General features: G+C 71.2%; 14 protein-coding genes. 6 read left to right on the top strand and 8 right to left on the bottom strand.

The annotated features are described in order from the left end of the window. Nucleotides 1-316 precede the first annotated feature (316 nt). Complete coding sequence (locus tag ACFYXM_RS33575; RefSeq protein WP_389295197.1) at nucleotides 317-715, bottom strand: hypothetical protein; 399 nt, start codon at nucleotides 713-715, stop codon at nucleotides 317-319. Between the two features lie 80 nt (nucleotides 716-795). On the opposite strand from ACFYXM_RS33575, the gene ACFYXM_RS33580 reads away from it, so the two are divergent. From ACFYXM_RS33580 to ACFYXM_RS33590, 3 genes are all read left to right on the top strand, one after another. Further along, on the top strand, nucleotides 796-1,677 hold the full coding sequence (locus ACFYXM_RS33580; RefSeq protein ID WP_389295199.1) for a DUF2797 domain-containing protein: 882 nt from the start codon (nucleotides 796-798) through the stop codon (nucleotides 1,675-1,677). Nucleotides 1,678-1,918: 241 nt separating this feature from the next. After that, a complete protein-coding gene (locus ACFYXM_RS33585; protein WP_389295201.1) occupies nucleotides 1,919-2,797 on the top strand; it encodes an amidohydrolase family protein in 879 nt (292 codons plus the stop codon). A gap of 219 nt (nucleotides 2,798-3,016) precedes the next feature. Continuing rightward, nucleotides 3,017-3,784, top strand: coding sequence for a response regulator transcription factor (locus tag ACFYXM_RS33590; protein ID WP_073786542.1), 768 nt, complete (start codon nucleotides 3,017-3,019; stop codon nucleotides 3,782-3,784). Here ACFYXM_RS33590 and ACFYXM_RS33595 read toward each other — a convergent pair. Beyond that, nucleotides 3,768-4,916 (bottom strand): DUF4037 domain-containing protein, encoded by a 1,149-nt coding sequence (locus ACFYXM_RS33595; RefSeq protein WP_389295203.1) that lies wholly within the window; start codon nucleotides 4,914-4,916, stop codon nucleotides 3,768-3,770. The genes ACFYXM_RS33590 and ACFYXM_RS33595 overlap by 17 nt on opposite strands. A 319-nt stretch (nucleotides 4,917-5,235) precedes the next feature. Here ACFYXM_RS33595 and ACFYXM_RS33600 point away from each other — a divergent pair, with 319 nt between their 5' ends. Both ACFYXM_RS33600 and ACFYXM_RS33605 read left to right on the top strand, forming a co-directional pair. Beyond that, nucleotides 5,236-6,771: an MFS transporter gene (locus tag ACFYXM_RS33600; protein WP_389295205.1), complete on the top strand. Its 1,536-nt coding sequence runs from the start codon at nucleotides 5,236-5,238 to the stop codon at nucleotides 6,769-6,771. A gap of 140 nt (nucleotides 6,772-6,911) precedes the next feature. After that, nucleotides 6,912-7,682 (top strand): TetR/AcrR family transcriptional regulator, encoded by a 771-nt coding sequence (locus ACFYXM_RS33605; RefSeq protein ID WP_389295206.1) that lies wholly within the window; start codon nucleotides 6,912-6,914, stop codon nucleotides 7,680-7,682. Nucleotides 7,683-7,872: 190 nt separating this feature from the next. Here the strand turns inward: ACFYXM_RS33605 and ACFYXM_RS33610 are convergent, their stop codons facing one another. From ACFYXM_RS33610 to ACFYXM_RS33620, 3 genes are all read right to left on the bottom strand, one after another. After that, the gene (locus ACFYXM_RS33610; protein ID WP_389295208.1) at nucleotides 7,873-8,688 is read right to left on the bottom strand and encodes a YceI family protein; all 816 of its coding nucleotides are present in this window, start codon (nucleotides 8,686-8,688) and stop codon (nucleotides 7,873-7,875) included. A gap of 354 nt (nucleotides 8,689-9,042) precedes the next feature. Further along, a complete protein-coding gene (locus ACFYXM_RS33615; RefSeq protein WP_389295210.1) occupies nucleotides 9,043-11,574 on the bottom strand; it encodes an MFS transporter in 2,532 nt (843 codons plus the stop codon). Nucleotides 11,575-11,597: 23 nt separating this feature from the next. After that, nucleotides 11,598-12,119, bottom strand: a complete 522-nt coding sequence (locus tag ACFYXM_RS33620; RefSeq protein ID WP_389295212.1) for a MarR family winged helix-turn-helix transcriptional regulator — start codon at nucleotides 12,117-12,119, stop codon at nucleotides 11,598-11,600. A gap of 653 nt (nucleotides 12,120-12,772) precedes the next feature. Between ACFYXM_RS33620 and ACFYXM_RS33625 the strand changes: the two genes are divergently transcribed. Then, nucleotides 12,773-12,982, top strand: coding sequence for a hypothetical protein (locus ACFYXM_RS33625; RefSeq protein WP_389295214.1), 210 nt, complete (start codon nucleotides 12,773-12,775; stop codon nucleotides 12,980-12,982). 138 nt (nucleotides 12,983-13,120) lie between these two features. Here ACFYXM_RS33625 and ACFYXM_RS33630 read toward each other — a convergent pair whose 3' ends face one another. The 3 genes from ACFYXM_RS33630 to ACFYXM_RS33640 form a co-directional block, all read right to left on the bottom strand. After that, on the bottom strand, nucleotides 13,121-13,984 hold the full coding sequence (locus tag ACFYXM_RS33630; RefSeq protein WP_389295216.1) for a hypothetical protein: 864 nt from the start codon (nucleotides 13,982-13,984) through the stop codon (nucleotides 13,121-13,123). 69 nt (nucleotides 13,985-14,053) lie between these two features. Further along, nucleotides 14,054-14,914 carry an RNA polymerase sigma factor SigF gene (locus ACFYXM_RS33635; RefSeq protein ID WP_389295218.1) on the bottom strand — a complete coding sequence of 287 codons (861 nt, stop codon included), beginning with the start codon at nucleotides 14,912-14,914 and terminating at the stop codon, nucleotides 14,054-14,056. A gap of 235 nt (nucleotides 14,915-15,149) precedes the next feature. Then, nucleotides 15,150-16,139: an RNA polymerase sigma factor SigF gene (locus tag ACFYXM_RS33640; protein WP_389295220.1), complete on the bottom strand. Its 990-nt coding sequence runs from the start codon at nucleotides 16,137-16,139 to the stop codon at nucleotides 15,150-15,152. Nucleotides 16,140-16,326 lie beyond the last annotated feature (187 nt).

Genomic DNA, 16,326 nt, shown 5'->3' on the forward strand with positions numbered 1-16,326 from the left:
GTCCGCATACTGGATGTATGCGGACGTTCCGACAACGCGGCGAGGTGCCGCAGCTGTCGTCGCGCGCCCGCCAGGGATGACGGGACAGCCCTTAGTGCCGCGACCGGCAAGGTTTGCCCCGTCGCACCGCCCGGCACTTCCCCGAGCTCTCAGCTTCGTTCGAGCAGGGGAGACCCCATTGCTCGCGGCGTCGGCCAAAAGCCCACATAGCCCTTCCCCGAGCTCTCGACTTCGTTCGAGCAGGGGAGGCTCCATCCGAGGGCTTCCGGTCGCCTTGCGATCGCACGCACCGGACGACGCTCCTTCGGGACAGCCCTTAGGCAGATCCGCCGGACGTTGCGTTCCGCATGCCCGCGTGTGCAGGAGTCCTCCCCCCGCAAAGGCTCACGGCCTTGCGGTCGTGCCAGCGCCAGCCGGCGGTGCCGTCGTCGTGGATGTGCAGCATGAACTCGGCGACCGGGCTGCCGTCGGGGAACGTCATGGTGAGCGCGTGGCGGATCCGGGCGTAGCAGGCCTCGGCCTGCTCCCAGTCCTCCTCGTCGACAGCCCGCTCCTGCTCGGCGAAGAGGGGACGGAACTCTTCGAAGCCAGGAAGTGTCTCGACTTCGGCGTGGGTCCAGGGCATGTCGGTGCCGGTCACGGTCAGGCGGGCAATCTCCTGGTCGCCGTGGTGGAGCCGCCAGATACTGCTGGTGGTCAGGTGCGGGTTGGCCATGTCCCCATGATGGCGATCACCAGTGACAGCCGGGACGGTAGCGTTGCCTCTCATCGTCCGCGAACGTCCGGAGTTCACCCATGGGCTGGCAGTGCACAGGGCTGCGGTGGCCGACGGATGACGGCGGGCCCTCGCTCGGCTGGCGGCAGGCCGCGACGGTGCGGGCGAGTGCGCTCGCGTACGGGACAGAACTCGGGTTCCGGGCCGTGGGGCCGCGTCGATGCACCGGGGCGCGCGGGCACGCGTGCCCGGTGGGGGCCGTGGTGCCGGGGCGGAGCACGGGGGCGCGGTGCCCGGAGTGCGCGCGGCTGGAGCGGGCGCACTCGGTGGCCGCCGACACGATCGCCGACGACCCCCGGACGTACCGCGTGTACCTCGCCTGGTTCGGGCCGGGGATGGTGAAGGCCGGGATCACGGCCGAGGAGCGCGGGGCGGCGCGGCTGCGGGAGCAGGGGGCCGTGGTGTTCAGCTGGCTGGGACGTGGGCCGTTGATGGCGGCGCGACGGACCGAGGAACTGCTGCGGTCGGCGCTCGGGGTGCCGGACCGGATCCCGTACACCTCGAAACGCGCCGTGCGCGCGGTGCTGCCGGGGGAGGGGGAGCGACGGTCCGAGGTGGCGGAGCTGTACGGGCGGGCCGTGGCGCTGGAGGGGGCGGGGTGGCCGGAGACGCTGGAGCGGCTGCCGTTCGAGGCGGTCGACCACGCCGGGCTGTTCGGGCTGGACGGCGCGGTCGAAGTGACGTGCGCGGTCACCGAGCTGGTGGACGGGGGCGCGGTCGCGGGGCGGCTGGTGGCGGCGGCCGGTCCGGACCTGCACCTGGAGACGGTGGCGGACGGGGTCGTGGTGCTGGACACCCGGCTGATGACCGGGTGGGAGCTGACGGACGCCGACGCGCGAACGGGGGTGGGCGTGCCGGTGGCCGGCATCGGGGGCGGTGGAGTGCAGGACGGGCTGTTCTGAGATCGTCGGCTCCAGGCACGACCGGCAGGTCCAGGAACGTCCGGCAGGTCCGGGCAGGTCCGGCAGGACCGGCTGGGCCGACATGGGTCGGGCCTGTCCGGACGGAAGCCGCATGGGTCCGCATGGGTCCGCATAGGGCCGCACAGGGCCACATGGGTCGTACGAGTCCACACGGGCCGCATGGGCCCCACGGGGTCCGGGTGGGGCCGAGTGGTCCGAGCACGGAGGGAAGGGGAGCGCTGTGAACGGTGAGGCCGACGACGTCGTTCGGTTCTGGGAGCGGCTGGGGCTGCCCGGGATCATCGATGTGCACACGCACTTCATGCCGGAGCGGGTGCTGCGCAAGGTCTGGGCGTACTTCGACTCGGCCGGTCCGCTGACCGGCATGGAGTGGCCGATCGCCTACCGGCACGAGGAGGACGAACGACTCGCGCTGCTGCGCTCGTTCGGAGTGCGGCAGTTCACCTCGATGCTCTACCCGCACAAGGCCGGGATGGCCGCCTGGCTGAACGAGTGGGCGGCCGGTTTCGCGAGCCGGGTGCCGGACTGTCTGCACACCGCGACCTTCTTCCCGGAGAAGGGCGCGGAACGGTACGTGCGCGAGGCGGTGGAGGCGGGGGCCAGGGTCTTCAAGGCACATGTCCAGGTCGGCGCATACGACCCCGGCGACCCCTTGCTGGACCCGGTGTGGGGGCTGCTCGCCGATGCGGGCATCCCGGTGGTGACGCACTGCGGCTCCGGACCGGCGCCGGGCCGGCACACCGGGCCCGCGCCGATCGCCGGGCTGCTCGCCCGGCACCCGCGGCTGCGGCTGGTCGTGGCGCACATGGGGATGCCGGAGTACGCGGAGTTCCTGGCGCTGGCCGAGACGTACTCGGAGGTGCGGCTGGACACGACGATGGTGTTCACGGACTTCGTACAGGAGCTGAGTCCGTTCCCGGTGGCCGAACGGGGGCGGCTCGCCGCGCTCGGGGACCGGATCCTGCTGGGTACGGACTTCCCCAACATCCCGTATCCGTACGCGCATCAACTGCACGCGCTGGAACGGCTGGAGCTGGGCGACGACTGGCTGCGGGCGGTCTGCCACGAGAACGCGAGGGCGCTGTTCGGCGTGGCGTGAGGTGCCCGGCCGGTCGCGTACGCCCGGACGGTCGCGTACGCCGGACGGTCGCGTACGCCGGGCCGGTCGCGTACGCCGGGCCGGTCGCGCACGCTGGGACGGTCGCGCACGCGCGGGCGGGGAAGTGGGGTGTGGACAGGAGGGGGAGGAGGACCGTTTCTCAGGGAATTCACAGATTCGGGAAAGAAGCCTCTCAGAGGAGTCTCACAGGGTTGAGACATGACGACGACGACCTCGCCCCTGAGGCGTACCGAACTGTCCCGGGAACGCGACGAACCGCTGAGGCCCGACCGCCGCACCCCCGTCCGCGTGCTCGTCGTGGACGACGAGGCCGCTCTCACCGAGCTGCTCTCCATGGCGCTGCGCTACGAGGGCTGGGAGGTGCGCAGCGCCGGTGACGCGGCCGGGGCCGTGCGGATGGCGCGGGACTTCCGGCCCGATGCGGTGATCCTCGACGTAACGCTGCCGGGCGCGGACGGATCCGCCGTGCTCGGCGGGCTGCGGCGGGAGCTGTCCGGGGTGCCCGTGCTGTTCCTGACCGCGCGCGACGCGGTGGAGGACCGGATCGCCGGGCTCACCGCCGGTGGCGACGACTTCGTCATCAAGCCGTTCGGCCTGGAGGAGGTCGTGGCCCGGTTGCGCGGGCTGATCCGGCGTTCCGGTGCGGCCGCGGCCGTACGCGCCGACTCGTCGCTCGTCGTCGGCGACCTGGTCCTCGACGAGGACAGCCGCGAGGTGAGCCGGGGCGGGACGTCCATCCACCTCACGGCCACCGAGTTCGAGCTGTTGCGCTTCCTGATGCGCAACCCGCGACGGGTGCTGAGCAAGGCTCAGATACTCGACCGGGTGTGGAACTACGACTTCGGCGGGCAGGCGAACGTCGTCGAGCTGTACATCTCGTACCTGCGCAAGAAGATCGACGCCGGTCGCACACCGATGATCCATACCCGGCGCGGGGCGGGATACCTCATCAAACCGGGGGAGTAGGGCCCGAAGGACCGCCGCCCGGCCGGTCGGCGGCGCGGCGGAGCGCGGTCGTCGCCCGGGTCGCCTCCCGGGCCGATTCGGGGTGGCCGAGGACGTCGGTGCTGTCGACGAACTGGTCCACGGCGCCGATCGGCGGCAGCCCGCGCACCACCGGATCGGTGATGCGGTCGAGCAGCGCGGCGGCGAAGCGTTCGGCGTGCAGCACCCGGAACGGTCTGCTGTGGTACGGGCGCGTCGCGGGATCGACCGGTTCGGTGAGCCCGAGTCGGTTGTGGGCGGTCGCGACGGTCTCGTAGGCGCGGGCCAGGTGGTGTTCGCGGGTGTTCCGGTCGGTGGCGGCGAGGGCCGCGGTGAGCACGGGTGTGAGGGCGGGGGCCTGGGGCGTGCGGGCGAAGGCGCTGCCGAGCCACTTGGCGTAGGGCGGGTTCCGGCGGTCCATCAGCAGGCACAGCCGCATCAGATCGCGTACCAGGCGTGCGCACACGACGGCGGAGCCGAGTTCGTCGCCCACCTCGCCGCAACGGCCGACGAAGGCTTCCTCCTGGGAGACGCGCCGCCACTGACAGGCGAGCAGGTGGAGCCAGAGGTCGTGGTCGTACCAGTCCAGCTTCGCCCGCGCGGGAGCGAGCTCACCGAGGCCGTCGTGGAAGACGGCCCCGGAAGTGACCTCGGCGAGCCGCTGGGTGGGGGTGGCCAGCCAGTCCGTCAGGGCGACCTCCTGGCGGGGGTCGAAGCCCAGCCGCTCGGTGAACCAGGTGCCCGGGTCCGTGATGTCGACCCCGTGGTGAACCGGCCCGTCGGTCGCCCGCATCACCCGGATTCCCGCCTCGGAGGTGGCGGCGAAGTGGGTCGGGTAGCCGTGGAAGCGCTTCGGCAGACGTTCGGAGAGCAGCTTCGAGAGCACCGCGCCGTGGCGGGCGACGTCCCGGGGGTGCACGAAGATCTGCAGACGTGGTCCCCACTCGTGGTCGAGGGAGCGGGCGGTGTCGAATCCCAGGACCTCCGAGCCGCTGCCGAGAAGGGCGGCCGAGTACGGGATGCCGGGAGCGGCCTCCTCCAGCAGGGGGCGCACGGCTTCGAGGTGGAAGCGGCGGGACAGTTCCAGACCGGGGACGAAGGGCGGTGTCGTCATGCCGGGGAGGCTGCCGGATCGGTGAGCGGTCCGTCGAAGGCTTTTCCCGATCCCGTCTGATTCCTGATCTCCTGATCTCCTGATCTCCTGTCGATCCCCGATTCCCGATTCCCGGTTCAGGCCCCGGCCCCGGCTCCTGGTCGGTGACCGGTCACCGGTCACCGACCGTCGGCCGGTCGGCCGTTGGTTCTCGGTTCCGTACGGCGGCTGCCGTGCTGTCCGCTTCGGCGCCAGGCAAATCACTTGTACGCCGTACGAGGACGGCTATACGGTGTATGACACCCTCTCTTGTACACCGTATAAGGCATCTGGAGTCCGCATGACGGCGACCGCCGCCGAGCAGAACCACCTCTCGCCGCCCAGGCATCCGCAGCGCTGGCTGATCCTCGGCGTCATCTGTCTCGCCCAGCTCACGGTGCTGCTCGACAACACCGTCCTCAACGTCGCGATCCCCTCCCTCACCCGGGAGCTGGACGCGTCCACCGCCGAAGTGCAGTGGATGATTACCGCCTACTCACTCGTCCAGTCGGGTCTGCTGCTCACGGCCGGCAGTTCCGCCGACCGCTACGGCCGTAAGAAGATGCTGATCGCCGGGCTCGCCGTGTTCGGCATCGGCTCGCTGGTGGCTGGACTGGCACAGTCGTCCGCGCAGCTGATCGCCGCGCGGGCGGGCATGGGTATCGGCGGCGCGCTGCTGCTGACCACGACCCTCGCCGTCGTCGTCCAGATCTTCGACGAGACCGAGCGGGTCAGGGCGATCGGCATCTGGGCGACCGTCGGCTCGCTCGGCGTCGCCGTCGGTCCGCTGATCGGCGGGGTGATGCTCGACCATTTCTGGTGGGGCGCGATCTTCCTGATCAACATCCCCGTCGCCGTTCTCGGCCTGATCGCCGTGGCCTGGCTCGTGCCGGAGTCCGGGAACGCCGGCGACGGCCGCCCCGACCTGCTCGGCGCGCTGCTCTCCACGATCGGTATGGCGTCCGTCGTGTACGCGATCATCTCCGGCCCGGAGCGCGGCTGGACATCGGGTCCGGTCCTGCTGACGGCCGTTGTCGGGGTCGCCGTCCTCGCCGGGTTCGTGCTGTGGGAGCTGCGCATCCCGTACCCCATGCTGGACATGCACTTCTTCCGGAGCCAGAAGTTCGTCGGGGCCGTCGGCGGCTCGATCCTGGTCGCCTTCGGGATGGGGGGATCGCTCTTCCTGCTGACCCAGCAGCTCCAGTTCGTGCTCGGTTACGGGCCGCTGGAGGCCGGTCTGCGCACCGCCCCGCTGGCGTTGAGCGTCGTCGTGCTCAACCTCTCCGGACTGGGGGCCAGGGCGGTGCCGAAGCTGGGCACGCCCCTCACCATCGCGGCCGGGATGAGCCTGCTGGCCGCGGGGCTCGCCGCGGTCGCGCTGCTTGGGAGCGACGGTTACAGCGGCATGCTGCTCGGCCTGGTAGTGATGGGCGCGGGCATCGCGCTCGCCACGCCCGCCATGGCCAACGCGATCATGAGCGCCATTCCGCCGGAGAAGGCGGGCGTGGGCGCCGGGATCAACGGCACGCTCGCCGAATTCGGCAACGGCCTGGGCGTCGCCGTCCTCGGCGCGGTGCTGGGCTCGCGCTTCGCGTCGCTCGTGCCCGCGGCGGTGGGCGCCGCCTCGCTGCCCGTCGCGCTCGCCGCGGCCGCCGACGACGGCGAACGGGCGCGGATCAGCGACGCCTTCGCCTCGGGCCTGGAGACCAGTCAGCTGGCCGGAGCGGTGGCGGTGCTGGCCGGTGGCCTGCTGGCCGCGGTACTCCTGCGCCGTGCGGAGCGCGCCGAGTCCCTCCGCGCGGAGTCCGTCGAGGCCGGGGCCGAGGCCGCGGCATAGCATCGGGGTGGGGCGCATCGGACCGTACGCATCCGCCTCGCGTACGCATCCGCCTCGCGCGTACACGCACACGTATGCGCAGGTGCGGGTGTGCGCGTACGGGACGGTTCGCCCCGCCGGCAAGACGAGGAGAGTGCGCCATGGTGTCCGCGGCCGACCGTGTGAAGAACCCCGCCAGGACCAGCGTGTGGCTGGCCCAGCGCGCACCGTCGCGCACCCGCAGAACGGACCAGCCGGCCGGTCTCGACCGGGAGAAGATCGTCGCGGCCTCGGTACGGTTGCTGGACGCCGAGGGTCTCGACAAGTTCTCGATGCGCCGCCTCGCCGCCGAGCTGGGTGTCACCGCCATGTCCCTCTACTGGTACGTGGACACCAAGGACGATCTGCTGGAACTGGCCCTGGACTCCGTCCACAGCGAGATCCGCCCCCCGCACGAGGACGCGCACTGGCACGACCGATTGCGCGAACTCGCCGCGCAGTACCGTGCGCTGATCGCCCGTCATGTCTGGGCCGCGCACCTCGCCGGGCACTTCCTCAACATCGGTCCGCATGCGAGGGCGATGTCGAACGCCGTCATGGACGTGATCCGGGCGACCGGCCTGCCGCTGGAACGCCAGGCCGGGGCGCTCGCCGCGGTCTTCCAGTTCGTGTCCGGATTCGGCACCATCGAGGGCCACTACGCGCAGCGCAGCGCGAATGCGGGGATGACCCAGGAGGAGTACTACCAGCAGTCCATGAGCGAGGTCCGCGGCCAACCGAGTTTCGACCAGATGCTCGAATCCTCGGAGAAGCTGAGGGATGCCCGCGGCGGCGACACGGTCGAGGAGATGCGCGACCGGGACTTCACCTACGCCCTGGACCTGCTGATCGCCGGCATCGAGGCGATCCGGGAACAGGCTCGCGAGCGGTAGCGGCGGGCCGAGGGACCGGACAGGAGGACGGGATACGAGAGACGACGGACGGGGAGGCGAGGGACGACGGACGGGTATACGAGGGACCGCCTCGTTCATCGGCCGCCGTCCCGAGCCCCGGCCCCCTGCCCCGCCCGTCCGCCTTGTCCCTGTTCTTGTCCCTCCCGTCGGCCCCTGTTCCGCCCGGTGGTTACGACGGCAGCGACTCGCCCTGCACGGCCTGGATGTCGAGTTCCACCCGCAGCGTCGTACCGATCGCCGAGATGCCCGCCTGCAGCACCTGGTTGTAGTTCATGGCGAAGTCGTCGCGCCGCAGCTCCGCCGTGGCGCTGAACGCCGCGCGCACCCCGCCCCACGGGTCGGGGCCCGTACCGAGGTAGCTCAGGTTCAGATCGACCGGCCGGTCGACGCCGCGCATGGACAGCACGCCGTGGACGGTCCAGCGGTCGGGGCCGGCCGGGTCCAGACCGTCGGATCGGTAGGTGATCTCCGGGAAGCGGTCGGTGTCCAGGAAGTCGGGCGAGCGCAGGTGCTTGTCCCGCATGCCGTTGCCGGTGTCGATGCTGGCCGCGGTGATGACGGCGTCGACCCGGGACCGGTGGACCTCGTCCGCGATCTCGATCCGGCCGCTGAACTCGGTGAACCGGCCCCGCACGCTGGAGATGCCCAGGTGCTGCGCGACCGCGGCGACCGAGGAGTGCGCCGGGTCCAGCGACCAGGCGCCCGGCGGCGGCAGCTCGACTCCGCCCTGCCGGGCCAGCACCACCGTGCCGGCCTCTACGCGCCCGCTCGCCGTGACGAGCGCGGTGGATGCGGCCGGGGCGTACCCGACCGCGGTGACGATCACCGTGTACGCGCCGGCCGGCAGGGGGGTGTCCGTCCGCACCGCCCCCTCCTCGTCGGCGGTGGCCCGCAGCATCTGCGCGCCGGTCATGTCGGTGACCGTCACGACCGCGTGCTGGACCGCCCAGCCGTCCCGCGTCCGTACCTGTGCGCGAAGTCCCATCCCGTTCTCTCTCCTTGCTCAAGGACTCAGTGAATCAGTGACCCAGTGGCTGGGACCCGGTGGCCCGGGCCCGGTTGTCCGGACCCGGTGGCTCAGAACCAGGGACCCGGTGACCCGCGGACCGGACCCGGTGACTCCGAAGCAGTGACCCCGGTGACTCGGTGGGTTCGAGTCGCTCAATGAGTCGGGCCCCGGGGCGGGACCGGCCGGCCGTCCCCTGCCTGCCGTCCCCGCCACCGGGGCCCATTTCCACCGGCCGGTACAGCGTCTCCGCTCGGGACGCCGACCCGCCAGGGGTCTGTGGTGAGAGATCCGGCGGCAGGCCCCGCTGGCGCGGGCCGCCGCCGGTCCTCCTCACTCGCCGGGGTGGGCGAGTTCGACGTCGTGGCCGTCGACGCCGGGACCGGTCACGGTCAGCGCGCCGGCCACCGGCGGGTAGCCGGTCGCGATGACCGTGTACTCGCCCACGTCCAGGTCGGTGAAGGCGTACGCCCCGTCCTCCCCGGTCGTCGACGTGGCGACCACGTTGCCCGCCGCGTCGACCAGGGTGACCCGGGCGTCGGCCAGCGGACGCCGGGCGGAACCGGCCCGTACGACACCGCGCACCAGGGCGCCGGACTGCAGCGCGGCCTCGACGCGGGTGACGCCCTGGCCGCCGATCTCCACCGGCAGGGCCAGCGGACGGAACCCGGCTGCGTTCACCGCGACGGTCACCGGACCGGGGACCAGCTCGCCGAAGGCGAACTCGCCGGTCTCCCCGGAACTGCCGGTCGCCAGCACGTCGCCGCGCACATCGGTCACGACGACCATGGCGCCCTCGACCGGTGCCGCGGTCTCGGCGGCCCGGACGGTTCCGGTGAGACCGCTCGTACCGGAGAGCAGGATGTCGTACGACAGCGGCTCCTCACCGACGACAACGGTCGACGCCTGCGGCTGGAAACCGTCGGCGGACGCGATCAGCACGTAGCTGCCGGTGCCCGGGGCGTCCAGCGCGTAGCTGCCGTCGGCCTGGGCGACGGAGCGGCCCAGCTGGCGGCCGGCCAGCGAGATCAGCGTGACGGCGGCCAGGGGAACGGGCGCACCTTCCGCGCCACGCACCACACCGTGCACGGCCGTGCCCTGAACGGAGGTGACCAGGGGCTCCGGAGCGGCGGCCGCGGCCGCCGCCGGGGCCGGAACGGTCCGCGCCGCGTCCGCGGGCGTGGCCGCGACGGCGGCGGGGACCGGCACCGGGGCCTCGGCCCGCTCGACGGCACCGGCCTGCTCGACGGCCGGGGTCCCGTCCGTGACCGGCGCGGCCTCGGCGGCGTTCGACTTCAGCGCGACCTCCTTGATGAAGACCGTGATCAGGAAGGCGGCCAGCGCGGCCGGCGCGGCGTACAGGAAGACGTCGGCGACACCGTGCCCGTAGGCACTCTCCATGATCTCGCGGAACGGCGCGGGCAGCTTGTCCATGTCGGGGATGCCCCCGCCGCCCGTACCGCCGTGTCCCAGGGCGGCACCCTCGGGGCCGAGGGCCTTGAGGCCGTCCTCGACGTAGTGGGTGACGCGGTTGCCCAGTACGGCGCCCAGCGCCGAGACGCCGATCGCACCACCGAGGGAACGGAAGAAGGTGACGACGGAACTGGCCGAACCGAGATCGGACGGCGCGACCTGGTTCTGCGTGGCGAGCACCAGGTTCTGCATCATCATGCCGATGCCGAGGCCCATCACGGCCATGTAGATCGCGATGTGCCAGTACGCCGTGTCGTAGCGGATGGTGCCCAGCAGTCCGAGCCCCGCGGTGACCAGGGCGCCACCGCAGACCAGCCATGCCTTCCAGCGGCCGGTCCTGGTGATGATCTGGCCGGAGACCGTCGAGGAGATGAACAGGCCACCGATCATCGGGATCGTCATGACACCGGACATCGTCGGCGACTTGCCGCGCGCCAGCTGGAAGTACTGGCTGAAGAACACCGTGCCGGCGAACATCGCGATACCGACGAACAGCGAGGCCAGCGAGGCCAGCACGATGGTGCGGTTGCGGAAGAGGCGCAGCGGGATGATCGGCTCGTCGGCCAGGGTCTCGACGACGACGAAGATCACGGCGAGCGCGAGGGAACCGAGGACCATCACGGCGGTCTGCCAGGAGAGCCAGTCGTACTTGTCGCCCGCGAAGGTCACCCAGATGAGCAGCAGGGATACGGCGGCGCTGATGAAGAACGCGCCCGCCCAGTCGACCTTGACCTCACGCTTCACGACCGGGAGCTTCAGCGTCTTCTGGAGCACGATCAGCGCGATGACGGCGAACGGCACACCGACGTAGAAGCACCAGCGCCAGCCCAGCCAGCTGGTGTCGGTGATGACACCGCCGAGCAGCGGACCACCGACGGTGGCGACGGCGAACACCGCACCGATGTATCCGCTGTAGCGGCCACGCTGACGCGGGGCGATCATCGCCGCCATCACGATCTGCGCGAGGGCGGAGAGACCGCCGGTCCCTATGCCCTGGACGACACGGCAGGCGATCAGCATGCCGCTGCTGGTCGAGAGACCAGCGACGACCGAGCCCGCGACGAAGATGACGAGAGCTATCTGGACCAGCAGCTTCTTGCTGAACAGGTCCGCGAGCTTGCCCCACAGGGGAGTGGTGGCGGTCATCGACAGCAGCGAGGCCGTGACGACCCAGGTGTAGGCGCTCTGGCCGCCGCCGAGATCGGAGATGATCTGCGGAAGGGCGTTGGAGACGACCGTCGACGACAGGATCGCGACAAACATGCCGAGCATCAGCCCGGCAAGTGCTTCCATGATCTGCCGGTGTGTCATCGGCGCGCCGGACGAGGGATCGGGCGACCCCCCGTGCTTGGCGTGGCCGCCCCGCACACCGGTCGGTGTGGTCGTTGCCATGGAGTTCCTTGTCTTTGCTTCTGTTACACGGGTGTACGGGTGTGCGCGTCGGCGCTGTCGTCGGAAGGCCGCGAACGGCACTCGCCGCTGTGCGTTCCGGGGACGCAATCGCCGAAACCGCGGCAGGCGAAACTGTCGCGCAGCCGGGCCAGGAGCCGGTTGAGCTGGCCGACCTCGTCGTCCGACCAGTCGGAGAGATTGTGGGCGAACATCTCGGTGACACGACGGTTCATGTCACCGAGCAGGTCGCGTCCGGCCGGGGTCAGTCGCAGGATGCGGGACCGCTTGTCCGTCGGGTCCGAGGACCGTTCGATCCAGCCGTGCTCCGCTACATGGGCGACATGCCTGCTCGTAACGGACATATCGACGTCCAGCAGCTCGGCCAGTCTGCTGATCCGCATCTCGCCGTGCTGCCTGAGCAGTGCGAGTACGGCGGCGGAACCGGGCGGGCATTCGGCCGGGAGGACGCGTGCGACACCTCGCTTGACGGCTCCGACCGCGCTGACGTGCCGGGCCAGCTCTTCGTACTGACTCCGTGCGGCCATGGGCCCCCCAGGCGATTCCACCGGTGCATCTTGTTGCTTAGGGCAACCATAGAAGCCGTTGGTTGCTACAGGCAAATGAAAGTGGACTTGCAGAAGTAAAGGAACGCAAAAGGCTGCGTAGGGTCCCGGTCAAAGTGCCGACGTGTGGGGTGTGGCCCGGGACTGGTGTGTCTCCTGCCACGGGCCGGGGTGATGTCCGGCCGGGATCGCGACCGGTTTCCACGGCCCCGTGAATGCTTTCCGTCGGGGACGTGACCGTCTTCCGTCGGGGGGCGCGAATGCTCTCCGCCGGTGCGCGAACGTGCCCGAGCCGGGGGCCCCGCCCGTCCTGCGCCCGCGCCCGGCCCGCGCCCGGCCCGCGCTCGCCCTGGTCCCGTTTTCCCTTTCTCCCGTTCTGTGCCGGCGGGCAGTGCCTTCTCCGTGCCCGGGTCGCGACCGTTCTGGGTGGGGTCGCGACCGTTCTGGGTCGGGATGCGACTGTCTTCCGTGGTGGCTGGCCCGGCGGATGTCCGTTCCGGGGCGGGTTGTGCGGTGTGTTCCGTGGTGACGGCGGGACGCCCGGCGCTCCGTCCGGTACGACACCGCCGACCGTCAGCTCGCTTCGGTGCCCCGGGGGTTGGGCCGTAACGGCGAGTTCGCTAGGGTCCTGCCCCATGGCACATAACCCCCACGCCCCCCAGGGCCCCGAGGGCAACCACGACCCGGCCGGCAGCACCCAGATGTTCCGCGCCTTCGTCGACGAGGGCGAGCCGCAGCGCCGACAGCAGGCTGCCGCCCCGTCCGGACCGAAGACCGGGATGATCGTCACCATCGTCGCGGTGGTCGTCGTCCTCGCGGCGGTCGCCTGGCTCGCGCTCGGCTGACCGGCTCGACGGTTCCCTCGTACCTCACACCTCGTACCTCGTAACCTCCGGCTCCCACCCCTTCACCCGTCATGGCTCCGGTACGGCGGGGCGTCACTCCGGTACGCGACGGTGACGCCGCCCGGCACGGCGGTGGCGTCACTTCAGTACGGCGGTGACGTCGCGGGTCTCCACATGCATGCCCAGCGGCACCCGCCAGGCGTCCACGCAGACGGTGTACGTCCTCGTCCGCGCCCCTCCCGCGTCGATCGGCGCCGGCAGTGGTGCGGACGACTCGACGGTCGCCCAGTCGACGCCCAGGCCGCCGATGATGTGTGTGGCGAAGATGACGGTTCCCGCGCGGGCCGGCGATCCCCCGGTGTTGCGGAACTCCACGGTCACCTTCTCGCACCAGCGCTCCTCGGCGGCCGCCCGCTCGGGGGCGCCGACCACCAGCACGGCCGGGCCGCCCGGTGCCGAGTGGCCGGGGTCCGTCGGCGCCGACGGGTCCGTGGACCCACCGCCCGTGCCGCCGCCGGATCCGCCCGTACCGTCACCGGGGTCGTCCGGGCCGTCCGACCCACCGGGACCGCCCGCACCACCGGCCCCACCCGGGCCGTTCGGACCGTCCGGACGGGAGGCATCGCCCGGCGTCCCGCCGCCGGTGCCCTCCGTTCTCCCGGCGCTTCCGGTCCCTTCGGCTCCCCCGGGCCCGCGCGAGTCGCCCCCGCCCTTCCTCGAACTTCCGTTCCCCGACGCGTGTCTGCCGCCGGATCCGCCCGGCGGGGCCCCGCCGGCGCCACCGGCCCCGTCCAGCGGTACCAGCGTCACCTTCCCCGACGGCGCCACCGGCCCGGACGGTGTCCGCTCGCTCCCGGGCCCCGCCGCGCCCACCGCCACGTAGCCGTCGGCCGCCGCACCGCCACCGCAGGCGGCCAGTGCACCGCCCAGACACAGCACGGCCGCCGAGGCGGCGATCGCGGCGCCCCGGCGGCCGGTCGAGTGGAGCATCTGACGTCGCATCGCGTCAGTGTGACTGACGGTCCGTCAAATCGGAACCCTCGTGCCGCGCGGTGCGGCGGTCCATGGCGGTCAGTCGGCGATGAGCCCTTCCCTGAGCTGGGCGAGCGTACGGGTCAGCAGGCGCGAGACGTGCATCTGTGAGATGCCGACCTCCTCGCCGATCTGCGACTGGGTCATGTTGGCGAAGAACCGCAGCATGATGATCTGTCGTTCGCGCGGCGGGAGTTTGGCCAGCAGCGGCTTGAGCGACTCGCGGTACTCGACGCCCTCCAGCGCCGAGTCCTCGTACCCGAGCCGGTCGGCGAGGGTGCCCTCGCCGCCGTCGTCCTCGGGTGAGGGCGAGTCCAGCGAGGACGCGGTGTACGCGTTGCCGACGGCCAGGCCGTCGACCACGTCCTCCTCCGAGACCCCGAGCACCTTGGCCAGCTCCGGCACGGTCGGCGAACGGTCCAGCTTCTGGGCGAGTTCGTCGCTGGCCTTGGTCAGCGCGAGCCGCAGCTCCTGGAGGCGGCGCGGCACGCGCACCGACCAGGAGGTGTCACGGAAGAACCGCTTGATCTCGCCGACGACGGTCGGCATCGCGAACGTCGGGAATTCCACGCCCCGTTCGCAGTCGAACCGGTCGATCGCCTTGATCAGCCCGATCGTGCCGACCTGGACGATGTCCTCCATCGGCTCGTTACGACTGCGGAACCGCGCGGCGGCGTACCGCACCAGCGGGAGGTTGAGCTCGATCAGCGTGTCCCGTACGTAGGCGCGCTCCGGGCTGTCCGTTCCGTCGGGACCGGGAGCCAGGGCGGCGAGCCGCAGGAACAGGGAGCGGGACAGCGTGCGGGTGTCGATGGCTTCCGGCGAGCTGACGGGCGCAACAGGTGCGGGTACGCCCTTGGTGAGCGTGAGCACCTTCGAGCTGCCCTGTTCTTCGGACATGCCACCCCCTTGAGGTCGCGGACGGTCGCGTCGAGCCGCGACCATCGGAGGAACGCAGCTCCCACCTGAATACCGGAGGCGAGGCCGCGGCAAACGCGGTTTCCGCAGAATGTCACATGTCGGCAACGCGCTGTAGCGACATGTCGACAAGTCTTTGTGATGTCTGCCCAGTTGGCGGGGGTGCCCGGTAAATCGGGCCGCCCGAGCCGGACTTCGAGTGCTTTACCCGAACCGGTTAGGCATCGATCCTATTTGCGGATCGAAGACGGGCGAAGCTACGGGCCAGAAGCCTTGACACATGCATCTGGGAGACACCCAGCTCGGCGCTGATCTGTGACTGCGTCAGGTTGTTGTAGTAGCGCAGCAACAGGATGCGCTGCTCGCGCTCGGGCAGCTGCACGAGCAGATGGCGCACCAGATCGCGGTGCTCGACCCCCGCGAGGGCCGGGTCCTCGTACCCGAGCCGGTCAAGCAGGCCGGGCAGTCCGTCGCCCTCCTGGGCGGCCTCCAGAGAGGTCGCGTGGTAGGAGCGGCCCGCCTCGATGCAGGCCAGTACCTCGTCCTCGGAGATCCTCAGCCGTTCGGCGATCTCCGCGGTGGTCGGCGACCTGCCGTGAGCGGTCGTCAGGTCCTCCGTGGCGCCGGTGACCTGCACCCACAGCTCGTGCAGCCGGCGGGGGACGTGGACGGTGCGCACGTTGTCGCGGAAGTATCGTTTGATCTCGCCGACGACGGTCGGCATCGCGAAGGTCGGGAACTGCACCCCGCGCTCGGGGTCGAACCGGTCGATGGCGTTGATCAGCCCGATCGTGCCGACCTGGACGACGTCCTCCATCGGCTCGTTGCGGCTGCGGAAGCGTGCCGCCGCGTACCGGACCAGGGGGAGGTTCGCCTCGATCAGTGCCGCCCGCACCCGGCTGTGCTCCGGTGTGCCCGGCTCCAGCTCCTTGAGCTGTCCGAAGAGCACCTGGGTGAGCGCCCTGGTGTCCGCGCCCCTGCTCCTGGCGGGCGCCCCCGCCGAACCATCGGGTTCCCCGTCCGGCCGCATGGCCTCGACGGCCGCCTGCGCCGCGCCCTGCGCGGACTGGCCGCTCGGGGGGCTCGGGGCGCTGCGGGCGTTCGGGGTGCCCTGGGCGGTCCCGGTGGCGGCTGGGGAGGGCCGTCCGCTCTGCGCGCCCCGTCCGGTCTGGATGGCCTGGCCGGTCTGGACGGTCTGGGGAGGCACTTGAGGCGCTGTACTGGCCGGCACGGTGGGGCCACCCCTTTGCGGTCAACTGCGGTCAACTCATCCGTCAAAAGCGGTCATAGCATCACAAGACATGCCCACTGTGCGCAAGCACCGTATAGCGTCGTGTTGGGTTCAACTTGGTTTAAACGCCGAAAAGGCCCCTCGCCGCGGTGGTGAGGGGCCC

This window comes from Streptomyces sp. NPDC002476 (assembly GCF_042889785.1).
GTDB lineage: Bacteria > Actinomycetota > Actinomycetes > Streptomycetales > Streptomycetaceae > Streptomyces.

What these genes read in the sequence shown, in the direction of transcription:
- ACFYXM_RS33575 (WP_389295197.1), bottom strand. Translation starts at nt 715, where the DNA reads ATGGCCAACCCGCACCTGACCACCAGCAGTATCTGGCGGCTCCACCAC.
- ACFYXM_RS33580 (WP_389295199.1), top strand. Translation starts at nt 796, where the DNA reads ATGGGCTGGCAGTGCACAGGGCTGCGGTGGCCGACGGATGACGGCGGG.
- ACFYXM_RS33590 (WP_073786542.1), top strand. Translation starts at nt 3,017, where the DNA reads ATGACGACGACGACCTCGCCCCTGAGGCGTACCGAACTGTCCCGGGAA.
- ACFYXM_RS33595 (WP_389295203.1), bottom strand. Translation starts at nt 4,916, where the DNA reads ATGACGACACCGCCCTTCGTCCCCGGTCTGGAACTGTCCCGCCGCTTC.
- ACFYXM_RS33600 (WP_389295205.1), top strand. Translation starts at nt 5,236, where the DNA reads ATGACGGCGACCGCCGCCGAGCAGAACCACCTCTCGCCGCCCAGGCAT.
- ACFYXM_RS33605 (WP_389295206.1), top strand. Translation starts at nt 6,912, where the DNA reads ATGGTGTCCGCGGCCGACCGTGTGAAGAACCCCGCCAGGACCAGCGTG.
- ACFYXM_RS33610 (WP_389295208.1), bottom strand. Translation starts at nt 8,688, where the DNA reads ATGGGACTTCGCGCACAGGTACGGACGCGGGACGGCTGGGCGGTCCAG.
- ACFYXM_RS33615 (WP_389295210.1), bottom strand. Translation starts at nt 11,574, where the DNA reads ATGGCAACGACCACACCGACCGGTGTGCGGGGCGGCCACGCCAAGCAC.
- ACFYXM_RS33620 (WP_389295212.1), bottom strand. Translation starts at nt 12,119, where the DNA reads ATGGCCGCACGGAGTCAGTACGAAGAGCTGGCCCGGCACGTCAGCGCG.
- ACFYXM_RS33625 (WP_389295214.1), top strand. Translation starts at nt 12,773, where the DNA reads ATGGCACATAACCCCCACGCCCCCCAGGGCCCCGAGGGCAACCACGAC.
- ACFYXM_RS33630 (WP_389295216.1), bottom strand. Translation starts at nt 13,984, where the DNA reads ATGCGACGTCAGATGCTCCACTCGACCGGCCGCCGGGGCGCCGCGATC.
- ACFYXM_RS33635 (WP_389295218.1), bottom strand. Translation starts at nt 14,914, where the DNA reads ATGTCCGAAGAACAGGGCAGCTCGAAGGTGCTCACGCTCACCAAGGGC.